Genomic DNA, 16,423 nt, shown 5'->3' on the forward strand with positions numbered 1-16,423 from the left:
CTCACCTCCAAAGCATGACCCTTAGCCTCACCAGGAGGGGCAACAAAAAGCTCCATATGAGCAGTAAAATGATGCCACCTGACCAGATGCCCTCATCCCCGATGCCCCATCCTCCTATTTCAGATCCTAAGTGTACTGCGTCAAGTTTGGCACCGATAAGATAAGAGCCGGCGCCACCCAGCCCCCCTAGCACGGCCTGTTGCCAACGGGGCAGATTGGCCAGCCAATCCAGACCGTGGGCCAGGGTGAGGGCAAACCCGAGCCAGAGCAGGGCGAGCCAGGACGGAAAGCCGTCATCGAATTCAAAGAGCCCAAGCACCATCAATCCATAGTCCAGGGCACAGCCGAGCAATGCCAGCGGCAACAACCGCAGATCCCGCCAGGGTGTTGGCGAACAGAGCAGGTGTAGCGCCAGCAAGAGCCCCAGCGGCCAGATCAGCTGCTCACTGACCGCCAGCCACCAATAGAGGTTGAACCCCAGCAGCTGACCCCAGCGCCAGATGGGCGCCCCCGTGCGGGGCAAGGCGTTCAATCCCCGACCGGCGCGCCGCCGTGCCAGGCCGTCGGGCCCGGCTTGGCGGCCTCCAGCTGCACCAGGCTGATGGCCCGCTCCCAAAATCCCCCCTCGCAATAGGCGAAATAGAAGTGCCACAGCCGGATGAAGTCCTGGCTGTAACCGAGCCGGGGCAGCTCGGGGGCCAGGGCGAGGAAGCGTTCACGCCAGTGGGCCAGGGTTCTGGCATAGTGATGGCCGTGATCATGCAGCCGCACCAGCTGCATGTCGGTCTCCCTGGCAATCAATGACGCCATCTGGGAAACACTCGGCAGACAGCCGCCGGGGAAGATGTAGCGCTGGATGAAATCGACGCTGCGCAGATACTGGGCGTGGCGCTGATCGGCGATGGTGATGGCCTGGATCAGCAGCCGACCACCGGGTTTGAGCAGCCGCGACAGCTGGCGGAAGTAGTCCGGCAGGAAGACATGGCCCACCGCCTCGATCATCTCGATGGAGACCAGCTTGTCGAAGCGCCCCTCCAGCTTGCGGTAATCCTCCAGCAGCAGGGTGATGCGATCCCCGAGCCCCTCCCGCGCTATCCAGTCGCGAGCGTAGTCATGCTGAGCCTGGGAGATCGTCGTCGTGGTCACCCGGCAGCCATAATGGCGGGCGGCATAGATGGCGAGCCCCCCCCAGCCGGTGCCGATTTCCAGCAGATGATCATCCGGGCCCAACGCCAGCCGCTCGCAGATGGTGCGCAGCTTGGCCTCCTGCGCCACCTCCAGGCTCGCCTCCGCGTGGGGATAGATAGCGCTCGAATATTGCATCTGGCTATCGAGAAAGCCCTGATAGAGCCGATTGCCCAGATCGTAGTGAGCCGCAATGTTGGATCTAGACCCCGTAAGCGTGTTGCGATTGACCCAGTGACGCACCTTGTTGAACGGGAAGCTGAGCCAGCTCAAACGCCGCTCCAGCTTGTCGAGCAGCGCCATGTTGCGCACCAATAACCGCACCAGGGCGACCGGATCCGGGCTGGTCCAGAGCCCTTCAACCCAGGTCTCCCCGGCGGCGATACTGCCCCCCAGCAGCAGGCGACGGTAGAAGCCGGGATCGTGCACCACCAGCTCGCACTGCAGCTCAGCAGCGGGTTCGCCAAAGCTGAACTGGCGTTCGCCATCGCGCAACAATAGATGGCCCTGTTCCAGCCTGGGCAGCAGGCCAAGCACCAGGGTGCGGGCCCAGCGATCGATAAGCGTCATTGAGGTCGGGGATTGCACCAGTTCCATCAGCGAGTCTCCGGATGGCTAAAGAGTGGGGTTCGTTTGATAAACAGACGCAGCGCCTGCCAATAGATGCCGAGCAGTACCCGCATGGTCATCCAGGGCCAGCGCAGCAGCAGCCTAATCAGGGCGCCACGTTCGAACGGCTGCCTGGCCAGCGCCAGGGTGGCATCGAACAACTTGGCCTCCCCGGTGTCGGGATGGCTCTCTATGTGGATCAGGGTGTGCTCCCCCGGGGAGCGAATGCGCCAGTGATAACGCATCGCCAGTCCCATGAAGGGGGAGACGTGAAAATCCTTGGCATGGGGGGCCAGGGCGGCGAGGTCGAGCAGGTAGTAGTGGCGCTCGTTCCAGGGGGTATTGGCCACTTCGGCCAGCAGATAGCGGGCCACCGCCCCCCGATAGCAGAAATAGAAATTGACCGGGCTGAAGTAGAAACCCAGACAGCGCACGTTGCCCAGCAGCAGCACCCGCTCATCGGGCTCGGCTTCGCCGCCCAGCTCCCTCACCTTGGCCCACACAGCCCCCTTGAGGGAGCCCTCGCTGCCAGGCAGATAATCCCGCCGACAAAACGACAGCAAGCCTGCCCGCTCGACCCCGAACCAGGGGCCCCGGTTGAGAGTTGGCAGCTCATCCAAGTCCAGCCCCAGCATGAAGAGGCCATAGGAGAAAGCGTGGGCCCGGGGGGCGAAGCGGCGATGGCGCACCGACCCTTGCCAGAGGGCACTGTGCCTGATCGCATCGGCCGCAGTCATAGGTCCACCCCGAAACGGCGGGTCACGTCGAGGGCGCTGCGCACCCCGTCTTCGTGAAAGCCGTTGTACCAGTAAGCGCCGCAGAAATGGGTATGGCGCTGGCCACAAATCTGCATCCTCTGCTCCTGAGCCGCCAGGGACCCCAGATTGAAGACGGGATGCTCATAGACAAAGCGGCGCAATACCTTGCCCTCATCGACCTGTCCCTGGGGATTGAGACTGACGCAGAGCGCCTCTCTGGTGCGGATCCCCTGCAAGATGTTCATGTTGTAGCTGACCAGGGGGCGCTGGGTCTCGCCCTCCCCAAGCTGGTAGTTCCAGCTCGCCCAGGCCTTGGGGCGGGTCGGCAGACAAGTCGCATCGGTATGGAGCCAGACATCGTTGGCCTGATAGGCCATGGCACCAAGCAGGCGCTGCTCATCCGCGCTGGCATCCCGGAGCAGGCCGAGGGCCTGGTCGCTGTGACAGGCGAGGATCACCTCATCGAACGCCTCCTCCCCGTGGCGACTGTGGATCCTGACGCCCCGCTCGGTGCGAAAGATGGCCTGCACCGGACTGGCGAGCCGGACTCGCGCCTGCCAACCCCGAGTCAGGGGCGCTATGTATTGCCGTGAGCCCCCGGGGATCACGTACCACTGGGGACGATTTGCCACGTTGAGCAGGCCGTGATGATCGAAGAAGCGCAGGAAGAAACCGAGGGGGAAGCCGCGCATGTCCGCCAGGGTCGATGACCAGATGGCCGCCCCCATCGGCAAGATGTAATGGCGAGCGAAGTAGTCGCTAAATCGCCCCTCTTGCAGGAAGCGCCCCAGGGTCAGTTCCGGCTCTGCCTCTTTCCCCTCCTCGGCCAGCCAGGCCTTGGCCTCGCGATTGAAACGCAAGATCTCCCCGATGAAGCGGTAAAAACCGGGTCTGAGCAGATTGCGGCGCTGGGCAAACAGGGTGTCCAGATTGTGACCGTTGTATTCGAGCCCCGTGGCGCTCTTGACGGAAAAACTCATCTCCGTGGCCTGGCGGGCCACACCGATACGATCGAGCAGGCGCAGAAAATGGGGGTAGGTGCGGTCATTGAAGACGATGAAGCCGGTGTCGACGGCATGACTCTGCCCATCCAGGTTGACATCCACGGTCGCCGTGTGGCCACCGAGCACGGGGGCGGCTTCGAACAGGGTGATCTCATGATGGCGGTGCAGCAGGTGGCCCGCGGTCAATCCCGAGATCCCCGCGCCGACGATGGCGATTTTTTTCATTATCCGAGTCCTTTCGAGAGCCGTAACCAGAGCCCGGTCGGCAAGGCACCCAGCAGGCGCAGCAGGCAGATGAAGCCATTTGGGTAGTGAATATTGTGCAGGCCCCGCGCCAGACCACGCCGGGTGGCGCTGGCGGCCTGGGCCACCGTCATCAGACAGGGCATGGTGAAGCGGTTGCGGGCCGTGAGCGGTGTGTCGATGAATCCCGGACGGATCAGGCTGACCCCTATCCCCGATGCCTTCAGATCCAGGCGCAGGCTGGCCGCCAGATAATCAAGCGCCGCCTTGGAGGCGCCATAGGCCTCGGCCCTTGGCAGCGGCAGCCAGGTGACCGACGAGCTGACGATGGCCAAGCGGCCACCGGGACCGAGCTGGGGCAGCAGGGCCGCCAGACAGTGGCCGGTCGCCACCAGATTGGTCTCTATTACCCGGGCGAACAGGGCCCCATCGAAGCGCGGCAACTCATCCAGGTATTCGCAGCTACCGGCATTGAGGATCAACAGATCCAGCCCATTCAACTGCCGGGCCGCCCCCTGGCAGGCCGCGGGATCCCGGGCATCGAAGCAGAGCGTCTGGATCCCGAGGGCCGCCAGCTCGGCCAGCCGCCCCTCATCGCGGCCACAGGCCCACACCCGCCAACCATCGCCGTGATAATCCAGCGCCAACTGGCGACCGAGTCCCGAGCTGGCCCCCGTGATCAATACCCCCTTGCTCATGGCCCCCACCTCCTTGTGATGACAAAAGAGACAATAACAACAGGAAGAGAAATCGCTAACTGAAATAATGAGTTAGCCATCATTTCCCCAACCTTCCCTTGATGATGCGGACCAGGGGGCCGAGCAGGGGCAACTGCTCGTAGAGCATGGCGCCCAGGTCGAAATAGTCTTGATGCAGGCGAACCTGGCCCGCGTTATTGAACTCCAGCGCTGTGGCGCCCCGCACGCTCACCGGCGCCCCCCGGGCCAACCGCGGATGACGCAGTGTCATGGTCCAGCCGAGCCAGGCACAGTCGCCCTGCTGCTGACTGCGTTCTATCTCGAAGGTGCAGGATTCGAGCCCGCCATACAGCTCGGCGAAGTAGTGTTCGAGGGCCGCCAGCCCCTGGATGCGATGGGCCGGATCCACGAACAGCACATCCTCGGCATAGATCTCCCGCAGTCGGTGGAGCTGATGCTTGTCGAGCCCCTGATAGAGCGAGATAAAACGATCCAGGGCCGCGCTCATGTCAGCGCTCGGTCAGCGCAGAAGGCCAGAAACGAAATAACAGAGTCACTCATCAAGGTTTCTCCAGATGACGGAACATATCGATGGCCACCAGCCTCGCTTTGCCGTGGTCCACCATGGGAGCCGGATACCCATCGCGCCCCTTGGCTCTTAACCACTCATGGGGTTGATGCAGGTATGGCTCCGGCACATCAATCAGCTCTGTTACCCAAGTACGCACAAACTCCCCTTGTGGATCAAAACGTTGGCCCTGAGTAGTCGGATTGAACACCCGAAAATAGGGGGCGGCATCGGCGCCCGTTCCCGCCGCCCATTGCCAGCCACCGTTATTGGCAGCCAGATCGCCATCGATCAGCTTGCTCATGAAGTACTCCTCCCCCAGCCGCCAGTGAATGTGCAGATCCTTGGTGAGAAAGCTCGCCACTATCATCCGCAGCCGGTTGTGCATCCAGCCGGTGGCGTTGAGGCAGCGCATGGCGGCGTCGACGATGGGAAAACCGGTGCGCCCCTCGCGCCAGGCGGCGAAGGCCAGCGGATCCCAGCTCCAGGGCAGGGCCGCTGTTTCCGGTTTGAACGGCAAGTTCATGGAGAGGCCCGGCACCTTCACCAGCAAGTGACGGTAGAACTCGCGCCAGATGAGCTCACTCAACCAGACATAGCCGGGTTGCCCTTTGGCTTGAGGCCGATGACCGAGCCGCTGCTGCAATGCCGCCACGCACTGACGCGGGCTGATGATGCCCGCCGCCAGATAGGGGGAGAGGCAGGAGGTGCCCGGCAGGGCGGGAAAATCTCGCGCTGCGGGATAGTCCAGCACCCCCTGCTCGAGGAAGAGGTGCAGACGGCGCTCGGCCTCCTCCTCTCCCACCGGCCAGTGGGCGTTATCCCAGGGCTTGGTCAGCCCGGACGACACCAGGGATGCCCAGGCTAATGGCTTGCCCCGGGGAGGAGGGGCGCGGTGAATGACAAAGCCGTCCTCATCGAGGGCCTTGAGCCAGGCCCGGCTAAAGGGGGTGAATACCTTGAACATCTCACCACTGCCGGTCAGCACTCGCCCCGGTGGCAGTACGCAGCAGCCGTTGAACCAGTGACAGCCAATGCCCTCCTGCGCCAGCCGCGCACTCACGGCGCCATCGCGGCGTAGCTCGTCTATCTCTATGGCCTGATTGGCATAAAGATGGGTGACCCCCAGATCGTGACTGAACCTGGCCAGCGCCTCGGGGAGCTCGGCGAAGGTCTCGACCTCGAGCAGGTGAAGGCGGATGCCGAGGGCCGCCAATCCTGCGCCCAGGGTATCGAGCTGCGCCAGCATGAAATCCCGGCGAATGTCGGCCATATGATGCTGGCGCCACTGCCCCTGGCTGATGACAAAGAGGGCGGCCAGCTCGCCCGGTTCGGCGCAGGCGTGGCGCAGCGCCGGGTTATCCCGCAGACGCAGATCGTTTCGAAACCAGACCAGCTTCATGGTCGCTCCTGTTTCAATTCCATTAAAAACGCGATGAGAGAGAGAGGCCCCCTTCACCCTTTGGCTGCGGACTTGCCCCTCGATTGCCCCCCGGAGCCTCTGCCGGCAGGGACAGGGTTCGGCTGCATGGCGAGCCAGTCAGCCAGGCTCGGCTGCCAGGCAAGGGCCTGCAAGGCATCGATCTGGGGCGGCTCAGGGTAGAGACGGCCCAGGGGGCCCATGGCCTGAGTACCCACTGGCCAGGGGGTCGTCAGCTCCCCCCTGGGAATGGCCGCGCCCATCAGCACCAGCCAGTTGTCATGGCTGCGACCGGCAAGCAGTTGGGCGAGCCTGGGGTCGCAAGGGCCGATGAGTTGCACCTCATAACCCTGATTGATCAGTTCATAAGCGTGCCAGAGCAGTGCGAGTGGCCCCACCTTGCCCCAGCTCGCCAGCGTCAGTGGCCGCCCCTTCCCCTGACCGACCAGGTGGCGACCGAAGTAGTGGGCGAGCCAGTCTAGCCAGTGGTGACGCAACAGATCCGCATCCGGCCTGTCGGTCATGGCCATCAGTCGATCCAGCACGGGTTCGAGCAGCTGGCTGCGCACCAGATCGAACGGGTAACTGGCGATCAGATCGTTGAGCCCCTGTTCCAGCTGGCGGGTCTTGAGATCGAGCAGCAGCTGCCAGAGGCTCTCCTGGCTCTGTTGCCAGTGATCACTTGGCGCCACACTCTGGCTATCGCCAAGCAACCCCTTGACCTGACCTATGCTCACCCCCCGCTCCAGCCAGCTCAGGATCGCCTCTATGTGCCGGATATCCTGTTCGCTGTAGAGGCGATGCCCCTTCTCGGTGCGAGCCGGCTGCACCAGACCGTAACGGCGCTGCCAGGCGCGCAGGGTCACGGCATTGACCCCGGTCAGGCGGGATACCTCGCGGATGGGGTAGCGCGCCTCCCCCGAGGCCGCCTCCCGCTCCTCCCCCTCTTGCGGGGCTGTCTGTTGTGATGAAACGGATGGATCATGCATGAGTGAGTTCACCTTGCGGGCTTCCCGGGGTTCAGAGCCCATATCGGAGCCTGAGCGCCTCGGGATGCGGATTGAGATAGACCTGATCGGCGAGATAGGCATTGGGATATTCGCGCAGGTAGTGACGGATCAGGGTGAGCGGCACCAGCAGTGGCAACAGACCGGTGCGGTACTTCTCTATTGTCTCGGCCAGCTCCTGCTTCTGGCCCTGACTCAACACCTGTTTGAAGTAACCCTGCAAATGCATCAACACATTGGCATGACCACGGCGATTGGCGCGCAGCTTGAGCGCCGTCATCAACCCCTTGATATAAGCGTCGGCACTCTGGGAGAGGGTTTGTTGATGCAAGTTGCCGAGCAACCGGCCGAGGGCCTGGTAGTGGCTGGGGGCATGGGAGAAGACCAGATATTTGTAGCGGGAGTGAAAGGCAATCAGGCTCGCCTTGCTGATCCCGCTGGCACACAACTGTTGCCAGTCGTGATAGGCGAACACCCGCAACACGAAGTTCTCCCGCAATATGGGGTCGCAAAGGCGGCCATCTTCCTCCACCGGCAACAGGGGGTTGGCCTCCATCAGCGCCTTGGCGAACAGGCCAATGCCCTCCTTGGCACTGCCCTCGTTGTTGGTCGAGTAAATGCGCACCCGCTCCATGCCGCAGCTCGGCGACTTGGCGCAGAGGATGTAGCCGGCGATGTGGTCAAGCTGGCGCACCTGCCGTTCACTGAAGGCCGTCAGGGCGTCGGTGACATCGAAGCTGCCATTGCTCGCCTCGGCGCGGATCGACCCCTGGCGCTTGACCAGGCGGATGGCGGCCCGGGGCGAGCCCAGTCCTATGGCCATCTCCGGGCAGATAGGCTGGTATTCGAAGTGGACGCCAAGATCCCGTTCGCAGAAACTGGAGCGCTTGTGGCCCCCGTCGAAGCGCACTTCCTGCCCCAGCAGACAGGCACTGATACCGACCTTGATCTTGTACATGATTGCGCCCCTTGTATAAGCATTGAACCAGTTATAGCAGTTATACAAAGAAATGAAAGTTGTATAACTATTACGAACCGATACGACACAAGGGGGAAAACAGGATCACCGGAAAATAAAAAAGCCCATGACACTGTCATGGGCAAGCGGCTTACTTGGGGGAAATCCAGTATGAACAAGAGGATCAGAAGCTGTACTTCACACCCAGGCTGGTGATGGAGCCTTGCTGCAAGTCCCAGTGGCGATAGGTGTAATCGGCGGTCAGGGCCAAACTCTGGGTGAGCTTGTAGGCAGCGCCGACCTTGAAGTCTTGCATGTCGTCGGTCATGTTGGCGTAGCGATAGGCGGTAGAGAGTTCAACCTGACCCAGGTCGTAACGCATGCCCACTTCACCATAGAGACTGCCGCTCTGCTTGCGGGCCACGGAGTCCCAACCCTCGACGTCATGGCTCAACTCGCGCTCCAGGCTGTAACCCATCAGGCCGGTCTCCCCATAGAGGTTCAGGCCGGTGCTGATCGGCGTGAACACACCCACGCCCAGGCTGGAGATGGCCATGCTGTCATTGCCGCTGTTGCGGGAGCTGTATTCGGAACCGAAACGACCATAGAAGTTGCCTGCAAAGGACTTGGACAAGTCCAGGCTCAGACCACCAAAGTCGCGATTGTCATTGTCCTTGCCACCCACGAACTCGGACTTGGTATGGGCCCAGGTCGCGGCCCCTTTGGCATAACTGAAGGCATCCTGCGCCATGGCGGAAGCGGAAGAGCAGGCGGCCAGCACCATGACGGAAAGGGTAAGTTTTTTCATTTTGATGACTCCTCGTTGAGATGGCGTCATTGTGCACATCTCCCCTCCCGGTGCCGAGAGCCAAGCTGTTGCCAAACCATGTCAGATGTAAGCAACTGTTGCTGTCAGATTTAACCGACTGTTTTTAGGCATAAAAAAACCTCCCGCAGGAGGTTTTTATCGACAACAGGGCTCAACGGAACAGCACTTCCTCTATCTCGACCCGCACCAGAGGCTGGTCACCCTGCCCGGCCGGCCTGGCCATCTCGATCTCGAGGGAAGGACGCTTCTCGCCCTTGCGCAGATAGGTCTCGGGCAGGCGGTTCTCGGCGACCCAGAAGCGGGCCTCCTGGCGCACCAACTGGACACCCTGACCATCGAACAGGCTGACATAGCCCCGCACACCGACCACGTTGCGGGTCCCGGTGTTGTGCACCATGAAATGCAGCCGATAGGGATCTTCCGCCACCAGGCTGTCCAGGCTCACCACCACACCATCCCGGGATGCCTCGCTCAGCAACTTGGGATTGGCCAGGGCCTGCTCGGTCAATACGGGCACAGCCACGGCGCGAGGGGTCGTGGTCTGCGTCGTCGTTGTGCTGCTCTTTGCAGGCTTGATCAGCAGGTACTCCCAGCTGAAGTCATCGTTGAGCTGTACCACACGGCCGTCGGCCAGGGTCACCTGAGTGAGCGGCGCGGCCTGGGCCAGCACTGGACCGAGGGAGAGGGCGAGCAGCAGGGGAAGGGCTTTCATGGCATTCCTGTCAGGCAGATGCAAAAAGGGGCGCCAGTATAAACAGTCGCCCCCTGCTTGCCTATGACGCCGCTCACACTGCTGGCGTCACGACCGGTCAACCCGCGATGTCATGGCAATTGGGCAGGGCCATGTCCAGGGTGACATAGTCAAAGGCCATCCCCTTGAGGGCGCGATAGATGTCGAGTTGACGATCGAACCCATGGGCGCGCTGATGGGATGGCAGCCGCACCCTGGCCAGGGTGATGCAGTCATCGCTCAGGGTGTGAAAATGCACCTCCGCCTCGTCGAGTCCCATGTCGGCCAGGACCTGCTCCGCCATGTCGATCATCTGTACATGGCTTCGATCCATCTGGCTGATGTGCTGGAATCGGCGATTGAGGTAGCCACCGCTGGCCTTGCCCCAGCGGTCGAGTTCACGCTTGTGGAAACCGTAACGAAAATCCCTGTGGCACATGCCCTCCCTGGCGAAGAGCCAGAGAGTCCGTGGCGGCGCCTGATGAAAGCGCCCCAGATAGGCCTGCATCTCCTCGACCGACGCCGGGATCAGCAGCGGCAGATGTTCCCAGCCCGCCTGTTGCGCCCTGGCCTCATCGATGAGACGCACCGGATCCCGCGCCACCTTGGGCGGCTGCTCGATATCGCAAAACAGCATCTCGTCGGTCTTGAGGACGCGCTGCTCTATGTTGTAGCGCTGGCAGTAGCGATGGGCGCGAGCCAACTCACGTCGGCTGAGCAGTGGATTGTCCAGGGTCAGGGCACGGATGCGCGTCCCGCTGGCGCGACAGAGATCCATGCCATAGCAAGATTCCAACCGTCCCGAGAAAGAGACGACCAGCTCGTCATAGGTGGACAGGATGTCGATGAGGCGCTGCTCCCTGGCCTGAAAAGTCTGATCATATCCCTGATTCAGTAGAACAATATTGGTATCCATGGATGCCTCGTCTGTGAATCCAGAAGGGCATTTTGACCCGAGGATCCTGAATGGGCCATAAATGAGACATCAGAAAAATGACACTTCCATCGTCAATGACTATTAATCATGATCCAGATCAAGCCGCCCATATCAGCGAATGCGACCCTGTCCGCAGCCGTCAATGAGCATCCCCTGCTGGCAAGTTTTACTTGCATCACACCGGCAAATCCCTTAAAGCTAGGGCATTGACATTCCAAGGCAGTCCCATGCATTCACTATTCCTCTTTCGCTTCTCGTTTATCCGGCCCACCTGAGGGAAGGCCAATCGTCGTATAAACCGGAAACTAAAGACGAATCGAGCCTCCCTAGCGGAGGCTTTTTTATGAATAATATCAATGGCATATCTGGACAGGTACGTATCATGGTAACCCTAGACGACATCAGGCAGGACATCACCCAGTTGGATCAGGAGCTGCTTGCCCTGCTGGCCAAGCGCAAGGCCCTGAGCATAGCGGTCGCCCGCGCCAAACAAGCCAATCCGCGCCCCATTCGCGATCATCAGCGGGAGCAGGATCTGCTGGTCGCCCTGATCCAGAAAGGGCGGGTGCTGGGTCTGGATGCCCAGTATGTGACCCGTCTCTATCACACCATCATCGAAGATTCGGTGCTCTCCCAGCAGGCCTACCTGCAAGGGCTGCTCAACCCTGAGCAGCAAGAGCCCATGACCAGCGTCGCCTACCTGGGGCCCCGTGGCTCCTACTCCAGCCTGGCGGCACGCAAGTACCTGGCCCGCTACAAGGATCAGGTGGTCGAGGTCAACTGCCAGAACTTCCGCGAGGTACTGGACTCCGTGGAGTCAGGCCGTGCCGCCTTCGGGGTGCTGCCCATCGAGAACACCAGCTCGGGCTCCATCAACGAGGTGTATGACGTGATGCAGCACACCAGCCTCTCCATCGTCGGCGAGCTGACTTATCCGATTGAGCACTGCGTGCTGACGGCCGTGCCGACCGGGCTCGAACGCATCAAGACCTTCTACGCCCATCCCCAGGTGTTCCAGCAGTGCTCTCACTACCTGAGCAAACTGGAGGGAGCCCGCCACGAGATCTGCGACTCCTCCTCCAGTGCCATGATGAAAGTGAAAGAGCTGGCCAGCCCCGAGGCGGCGGCCATTGGCAGTGCGGATGGCGGCGAGTTGTATGGCCTGACGGTGCTGGCCGAGCAGTTGGCCAACCAGAAAGAGAACTACAGCCGCTTCATCGTCGTGGCGCGCAAGCCCATCGATGTGGCGTCGCAGATCCCGGCCAAGACCACGCTCATCATGTCCACCTCGCAAAAGCCGGGCTCCCTGGTCGAGGCGCTGCTGGTGCTGCGCAATAACAGCATCAACATGACCAAGCTGGAGTCCCGCCCCGTGCAGGGCAACCCCTGGGAGGAGATGTTCTATCTGGATGTCTCGGCCAATTTGCAGAGCGCCGAGATGCAGGCGGCCCTGGTCGAGCTGACCCAGATCACCCGCTACATCAAGGTGCTGGGCTGCTACCCGAGCGAGGATGTCAAACCCACGGCCGTGCCCCCCGTTATCCTGGGATAAGCCAAACCAGGGGTTCAGGCGTCAGGTAGGGGCGGCAAGATAGCGCCGCCCCGCACCATGCAGGGCACCTGAATCGACAAGCAACATGCCGCGAAAACAACAAGGCGACCCACGGGTCGCCTTGTTGTTTTCTACGCAACTGGTTGCTATCTAGCGATGCCGTCAATAGAGACTGATGCTCAGTATTGCCCCGCCATCAACTGATTGAGATGGTAGAGGTTGCGAGTATCAAGCTCCAGCTCGGTGGCATAGGTGTTGCCACGGGGATAGGTCGCCACCACCCGGGCGCCACGCACCATGCCTGCCACCGAGACATCCAGGGCATTGGAGACCTGTTTGAGATCCTGATAGCGGGAGCTGGCACTGACCTGCTGGCCATTGAGCTGCTCGGCCAGTTCACGATAGGCATCCATCTTGGAGGCGCGAATGGCTTGCAGCATCCGCTCGGACTGGGAGGGGCCGGGCTGGATGTCGATCACCGCATATCCCACCGCCTTGAGCACGGGGAAATCATCCGGCTCACTGACGTTGTTGCCATATTCCACCACACGGTTGCCACTGCATGCGGTGAGCAGCAGGGCGAGCAGGCATCCAAACAGGGTCTTCATCTTGCTTACTCCATCTTGGCTTGGGGGGCGCACCGGCGCCGCACCCTCAGGGGGTCAGGTTGACCAGGTGGCCCTGAGGGGTTGTCCCCGAGCCGCGCTGCAACAGGCCCCGGTTGACCGAGGCACGTCCGAATGAGTTGCTGGCACCAGAGAGGTACTGCAGCGGGATCAGGCTCTGGGCCGTGGTCTCCACCATCTTGGTACGCAAGTCTATGATGCGGGCGTTCACTAAAATGCCCTGCTTGTTGCGGCTGAAGGTGCCGGTCAGGATGCGGGTGATGGGCAGCCTGGCAGAGAGATCCTTGTAGTTGCGGCTCATCACGAAGTCCCCTTGCGGGGTCACCTTGATATTGCCGGTCATCTTGAAGTCGACCACCACCTCACCGCGCCGGTTCAGCTCATAGATGAAGCCCTCTTCTATCTGCTGGCCCATCCAGTTGGTGTCCTGCAGGGTATCGAGATCGACGAAGGAGGAGACGGCAATGGGTTCGGTCAGGGTGGAGAGGGATTTGCGCTCCATCAGCTGATCGGTCATGCGCGCCACCAGCCAGTTCAGCTCCATACCGGGCGCGGCCTGGCGGGGATCCCCCACCTTGCGGTCTATGGGCTCGGAACCACAGGCAGACAAGGCCAGGGCAAGGGCCAACGCCGTGATCAATCTATTCATGGATAAGCTTCCTGTTCTGCATCTCACCTGTTATCGGACGAGACTGACAAAGCTTGAGTGTGGAATAAGGCACGACTCTTGCTTTATTTTCGCCAGCATCCACACCCGAGTCGGCATGGGAACTCCCTGCCCCCTGCAAGGTTCATGTTATGAGAATAATCAAAACGTCGCTGCTGCTTGCCCTGCTGCTGGTCACCACTGGCCTGCGAGCCGAGCTGATCGAGGCCCAGGGCAGCGCCGCCATCCTGGATGGCGACGAGGCCTATGCCCGCGAGGAAGCCACCCGGGATGCCCTGCGCCAGGCGCTGTTGGCCAGCGGCGCCGCCGTCTCCAGCGTGCAGCGCCTGGAAAACGGCAGCCTGAAATCCGAGCAGATCCAGATCCGTTCAGGGGGGGACATTCGCCACTATCGCCTCAAACGCGAAGAGGTGCGCAACGGCCGCATGTACATCACTGTCCAGGCCGATATCCAGGCCCAGCGCCAGATCTGTCCGAGCCAGGAGTACGCCAAGGATTTGACGCTGGTCCGGCTCAGGTTGCGTCATCCCGAGCAGGCGAGCTATGGCGCCCTCGACGATCTGCCCGCCAGCCTCTCCCGCCGCCTGTTCGAGCAACTGGCCGCCGCCCCCAAAGGGGTGTTGGCACATCAGTGGCTCGATGAGAACCTCGCCATAGACCCGCTGCACCTGCAACAGGGGGATCGCAGCGCCCTGGAGGAGATCAAGGCGCTGAGTCTGCGCACCGACAGCCAGTATCTGGTGCTCGGCAGCCTGGACGATCTCTCCCTCGAGCCTCAGGGCAACCAGCTGACCAGCTGGTATCGGGATCCGGTGCGCAGTTTTCGCATGCAGCTCTATCTGTTTGATGGCATCAACGGCAGCCTGATGGGCCGCAAGGAGTACCAGGGGCGCGCCGACTGGACCTTCGCCAAGCAAGACCAGGTAGGCAGTGACAGCAGTGAATTCTGGCGTTCCAGCTACGGCCAGGAGGTGGATTATCAGCTCAAGCAGGCGGTGCAGGACATCATCAGCCAGCTGAGTTGCGCCCCGGTCACCGCCCGCATCGTCGCCATGGGCGAGCGCGGCCCCCATATCAATCTGGGGCGGCTAAATGGCGTCAAGCTGGGGGATCAATTCCGCATCCAGCACAGCGCCGACTTCACCGATCCCTACGGCAAGGCACGCATGCAACGCAACCCGGCCAATGGCCTGTTCGAGGTGGTTCAGCTGTTTGATGACGGCGCCATACTGTCGACACGGAACAAATATTCGCCATTTAACATCCAAGTCGGCGATTTTGCCCTATTGGAATAGAAATCAAGAGTTTAAAAGTGCGGTGGTTTTTGTATAATGCCCGCCACTCGCTCCCGTAGCTCAGCTGGATAGAGCGGTCCCCTCCTAAGGGACAGGCCACTGGTTCGAATCCAGTCGGGAGCACCAGATACAACGAGGGATTAGCATCTTTATGATGCTAATCCCTTTGTCATTTTCGGCCCGTTTCCCCTCTCGGCTACACGCGATTACCCCAAGGCCTGATGCAGAGTGCTTGCGACATTGTGAGGGAGTAACAAGGGGCATTCAGGCAAACAAGGTCGATAAGCCTCAGTCAACGATCTCTATGAATCCTATCTGGGAGATAGCCTATTTGAAGGCGCACTGCGCCGGGTCAAATACCACTTTCCAGTCCTTTTTCATGTCGACCACTGTCCAGCCATATTTGGGCGCCAGTTTCAGCCCCTCCACCAGAGTACCGCTGCTGGGGGGATGGCTGTCATAGGCATATTCCCGCGTCTCATCCGTATGGCGAACAATCAGGCCAAATGGCTTGAAGTCAGGATTGCTCGTGGTGTACTGCAACATAGGAACATCTCCGTCACTGTTGCCAAATGCACCCACCGGACGCTGACCCATAAAGAGGTGGATAGCGGCAGGTTTGGCGGCCTCATCATCGTAATAGGCCCCCTTCATCGTCTTCCTTATCGAGGTGCCATCCTCTGCCACCGCAAACTCGCCCAGCGCAAAAGAACCCACCACTTGCTCAGGAGGAATGCCGTACATCTGCTCGGCGAAGACGCGCATAAAATCGATGCCACCACCGGAAACTATCCAGGTTTTGAAACCATTATCCCGCAAATATTCAAGCAGTTGTTTCATGGGCAGATAAGCAAGTTGGTCATAATGGCAACCAAAGCGTGGATGCTCGCGGTTATCCAACCAGTGTCGAACCCGCTTGGCATATTCCTCTGTGGTCATGTCACTGTGAGTCAAGGTCAGCAGCTGCATCAGACCAGGTTTGCCCGCCTTGACCAGCGTTTTCATGTCATTGGCCAAGACCGCCTTGACGATGGCATCTTGCTGCCACTCGGGATGTGTCGGGGCGAGCCGCTTTATCTCATCGATGGCGAACTGCAATTGGAAGGTCAGCGGAGCCTCGGGCCAGAGGGTGCCATCGTTGTCAAAGACGACATAACGCTTGTTGACCGGAATGAAGGTGTTGGCGCCCGCCTCGGTCGCACCAGCCACCCAGGCTTTGATGGAGCCCTTGGCCGCCGTCTCTTGCCAGGCCGAGAGAGGGTCGGGAACGCTTTCGGCATTCGCACAAAATGCCGTGCCCAGGATCAAGGCGCAGAGTATGCGGTTTAGCTTCATCT

At 61.0% G+C, this 16,423-nt stretch carries 17 protein-coding genes, 1 tRNA gene and 1 other annotated feature; of the genes, 3 read left to right on the forward strand and 15 right to left on the reverse strand.

Translation table 11 applies throughout. The features are described 5' to 3' along the window. Position 1: 1 nt before the first annotated feature. The 12 genes from M2366_RS03570 to M2366_RS03625 form a co-directional block, all read right to left on the reverse strand. Positions 2–532: a DUF2878 family protein gene (locus M2366_RS03570; protein WP_404972777.1), complete on the reverse strand. Its 531-nt coding sequence runs from the start codon at positions 530–532 to the stop codon at positions 2–4. Further along, a complete protein-coding gene (locus M2366_RS03575) occupies positions 529–1,782 on the reverse strand; it encodes a cyclopropane-fatty-acyl-phospholipid synthase family protein (protein ID WP_224432378.1) in 1,254 nt (417 codons plus the stop codon). The genes M2366_RS03570 and M2366_RS03575 overlap by 4 nt, the downstream gene beginning before the upstream one ends. After that, positions 1,782–2,531, reverse strand: coding sequence for a DUF1365 domain-containing protein (locus tag M2366_RS03580; protein WP_259268972.1), 750 nt, complete (start codon positions 2,529–2,531; stop codon positions 1,782–1,784). Before M2366_RS03580 ends, M2366_RS03575 begins: the two co-directional genes overlap by 1 nt. Then, positions 2,528–3,784, reverse strand: coding sequence for an NAD(P)/FAD-dependent oxidoreductase (locus M2366_RS03585; RefSeq protein ID WP_224432957.1), 1,257 nt, complete (start codon positions 3,782–3,784; stop codon positions 2,528–2,530). The genes M2366_RS03580 and M2366_RS03585 overlap by 4 nt, the downstream gene beginning before the upstream one ends. Further along, positions 3,781–4,497 (reverse strand): SDR family NAD(P)-dependent oxidoreductase, encoded by a 717-nt coding sequence (locus tag M2366_RS03590; RefSeq protein ID WP_259268973.1) that lies wholly within the window; start codon positions 4,495–4,497, stop codon positions 3,781–3,783. The genes M2366_RS03585 and M2366_RS03590 overlap by 4 nt, the downstream gene beginning before the upstream one ends. Before the next feature lie 79 nt (positions 4,498–4,576). Then, entirely contained in the window at positions 4,577–5,005 is a 429-nt protein-coding gene (locus M2366_RS03595) for a nuclear transport factor 2 family protein (RefSeq protein ID WP_259268974.1), read from the reverse strand. 52 nt (positions 5,006–5,057) lie between these two features. Then, positions 5,058–6,467 (reverse strand): deoxyribodipyrimidine photo-lyase, encoded by a 1,410-nt coding sequence (gene phrB, locus M2366_RS03600; protein ID WP_259268975.1) that lies wholly within the window; start codon positions 6,465–6,467, stop codon positions 5,058–5,060. 53 nt (positions 6,468–6,520) lie between these two features. Beyond that, positions 6,521–7,474, reverse strand: a complete 954-nt coding sequence (locus M2366_RS03605; protein WP_259268976.1) for a MerR family transcriptional regulator — start codon at positions 7,472–7,474, stop codon at positions 6,521–6,523. Positions 7,475–7,505: 31 nt separating this feature from the next. Beyond that, complete coding sequence (locus M2366_RS03610) at positions 7,506–8,450, reverse strand: DUF523 and DUF1722 domain-containing protein (RefSeq protein WP_042041430.1); 945 nt, start codon at positions 8,448–8,450, stop codon at positions 7,506–7,508. Between the two features lie 184 nt (positions 8,451–8,634). Further along, positions 8,635–9,258 (reverse strand): outer membrane beta-barrel protein, encoded by a 624-nt coding sequence (locus M2366_RS03615; RefSeq protein WP_259268977.1) that lies wholly within the window; start codon positions 9,256–9,258, stop codon positions 8,635–8,637. 172 nt (positions 9,259–9,430) lie between these two features. Next, positions 9,431–9,991, reverse strand: coding sequence for a DUF3157 family protein (locus M2366_RS03620; RefSeq protein ID WP_259268978.1), 561 nt, complete (start codon positions 9,989–9,991; stop codon positions 9,431–9,433). A 97-nt stretch (positions 9,992–10,088) separates the two neighbouring features. Continuing rightward, positions 10,089–10,925: a hypothetical protein gene (locus M2366_RS03625; RefSeq protein WP_259268979.1), complete on the reverse strand. Its 837-nt coding sequence runs from the start codon at positions 10,923–10,925 to the stop codon at positions 10,089–10,091. A gap of 244 nt (positions 10,926–11,169) precedes the next feature. Next, positions 11,170–11,291: a sequence feature (Phe leader region), on the forward strand. A 37-nt stretch (positions 11,292–11,328) separates the two neighbouring features. Here M2366_RS03625 and M2366_RS03630 point away from each other — a divergent pair. Further along, positions 11,329–12,498: a chorismate mutase gene (locus M2366_RS03630; protein WP_259236582.1), complete on the forward strand. Its 1,170-nt coding sequence runs from the start codon at positions 11,329–11,331 to the stop codon at positions 12,496–12,498. A 179-nt stretch (positions 12,499–12,677) separates the two neighbouring features. Here the strand turns inward: M2366_RS03630 and M2366_RS03635 are convergent, their stop codons facing one another. Together M2366_RS03635 and M2366_RS03640 are read right to left on the reverse strand one after the other, a co-directional pair. Continuing rightward, positions 12,678–13,106, reverse strand: coding sequence for an LPP20 family lipoprotein (locus M2366_RS03635; RefSeq protein ID WP_042041422.1), 429 nt, complete (start codon positions 13,104–13,106; stop codon positions 12,678–12,680). 46 nt (positions 13,107–13,152) lie between these two features. Continuing rightward, positions 13,153–13,773, reverse strand: coding sequence for a FlgO family outer membrane protein (locus tag M2366_RS03640; protein ID WP_042041420.1), 621 nt, complete (start codon positions 13,771–13,773; stop codon positions 13,153–13,155). Positions 13,774–13,931: 158 nt separating this feature from the next. Between M2366_RS03640 and M2366_RS03645 the strand changes: the two genes are divergently transcribed. Continuing rightward, positions 13,932–15,086 (forward strand): flagellar assembly protein FlgT, encoded by a 1,155-nt coding sequence (locus M2366_RS03645; RefSeq protein ID WP_042041544.1) that lies wholly within the window; start codon positions 13,932–13,934, stop codon positions 15,084–15,086. Positions 15,087–15,135: 49 nt separating this feature from the next. After that, positions 15,136–15,212: transfer RNA gene (locus M2366_RS03650), tRNA-Arg, on the forward strand. A 201-nt stretch (positions 15,213–15,413) separates the two neighbouring features. Here M2366_RS03650 and M2366_RS03655 read toward each other — a convergent pair. Then, a complete protein-coding gene (locus tag M2366_RS03655; protein WP_259268980.1) occupies positions 15,414–16,421 on the reverse strand; it encodes an HAD family phosphatase in 1,008 nt (335 codons plus the stop codon). Between the last annotated feature and the right edge of the window lie 2 nt (positions 16,422–16,423).

Origin of the sequence: Aeromonas sp. BIGb0405, assembly GCF_024807335.1 — a bacterium.
Taxonomy (GTDB): domain Bacteria; phylum Pseudomonadota; class Gammaproteobacteria; order Enterobacterales; family Aeromonadaceae; genus Aeromonas; species Aeromonas rivuli.

What these genes read in the sequence shown, in the direction of transcription:
- M2366_RS03590 (WP_259268973.1), bottom strand. Translation starts at nt 4,497, where the DNA reads ATGAGCAAGGGGGTATTGATCACGGGGGCCAGCTCGGGACTCGGTCGC.
- M2366_RS03630 (WP_259236582.1), top strand. Translation starts at nt 11,329, where the DNA reads ATGGTAACCCTAGACGACATCAGGCAGGACATCACCCAGTTGGATCAG.
- M2366_RS03615 (WP_259268977.1), bottom strand. Translation starts at nt 9,258, where the DNA reads ATGAAAAAACTTACCCTTTCCGTCATGGTGCTGGCCGCCTGCTCTTCC.
- M2366_RS03635 (WP_042041422.1), bottom strand. Translation starts at nt 13,106, where the DNA reads ATGAAGACCCTGTTTGGATGCCTGCTCGCCCTGCTGCTCACCGCATGC.
- M2366_RS03575 (WP_224432378.1), bottom strand. Translation starts at nt 1,782, where the DNA reads ATGGAACTGGTGCAATCCCCGACCTCAATGACGCTTATCGATCGCTGG.
- M2366_RS03655 (WP_259268980.1), bottom strand. Translation starts at nt 16,421, where the DNA reads ATGAAGCTAAACCGCATACTCTGCGCCTTGATCCTGGGCACGGCATTT.
- M2366_RS03610 (WP_042041430.1), bottom strand. Translation starts at nt 8,450, where the DNA reads ATGTACAAGATCAAGGTCGGTATCAGTGCCTGTCTGCTGGGGCAGGAA.
- M2366_RS03625 (WP_259268979.1), bottom strand. Translation starts at nt 10,925, where the DNA reads ATGGATACCAATATTGTTCTACTGAATCAGGGATATGATCAGACTTTT.
- phrB (WP_259268975.1), bottom strand. Translation starts at nt 6,467, where the DNA reads ATGAAGCTGGTCTGGTTTCGAAACGATCTGCGTCTGCGGGATAACCCG.
- M2366_RS03640 (WP_042041420.1), bottom strand. Translation starts at nt 13,773, where the DNA reads ATGAATAGATTGATCACGGCGTTGGCCCTTGCCCTGGCCTTGTCTGCC.
- M2366_RS03595 (WP_259268974.1), bottom strand. Translation starts at nt 5,005, where the DNA reads ATGAGCGCGGCCCTGGATCGTTTTATCTCGCTCTATCAGGGGCTCGAC.
- M2366_RS03605 (WP_259268976.1), bottom strand. Translation starts at nt 7,474, where the DNA reads ATGCATGATCCATCCGTTTCATCACAACAGACAGCCCCGCAAGAGGGG.
- M2366_RS03620 (WP_259268978.1), bottom strand. Translation starts at nt 9,991, where the DNA reads ATGAAAGCCCTTCCCCTGCTGCTCGCCCTCTCCCTCGGTCCAGTGCTG.
- M2366_RS03580 (WP_259268972.1), bottom strand. Translation starts at nt 2,531, where the DNA reads ATGACTGCGGCCGATGCGATCAGGCACAGTGCCCTCTGGCAAGGGTCG.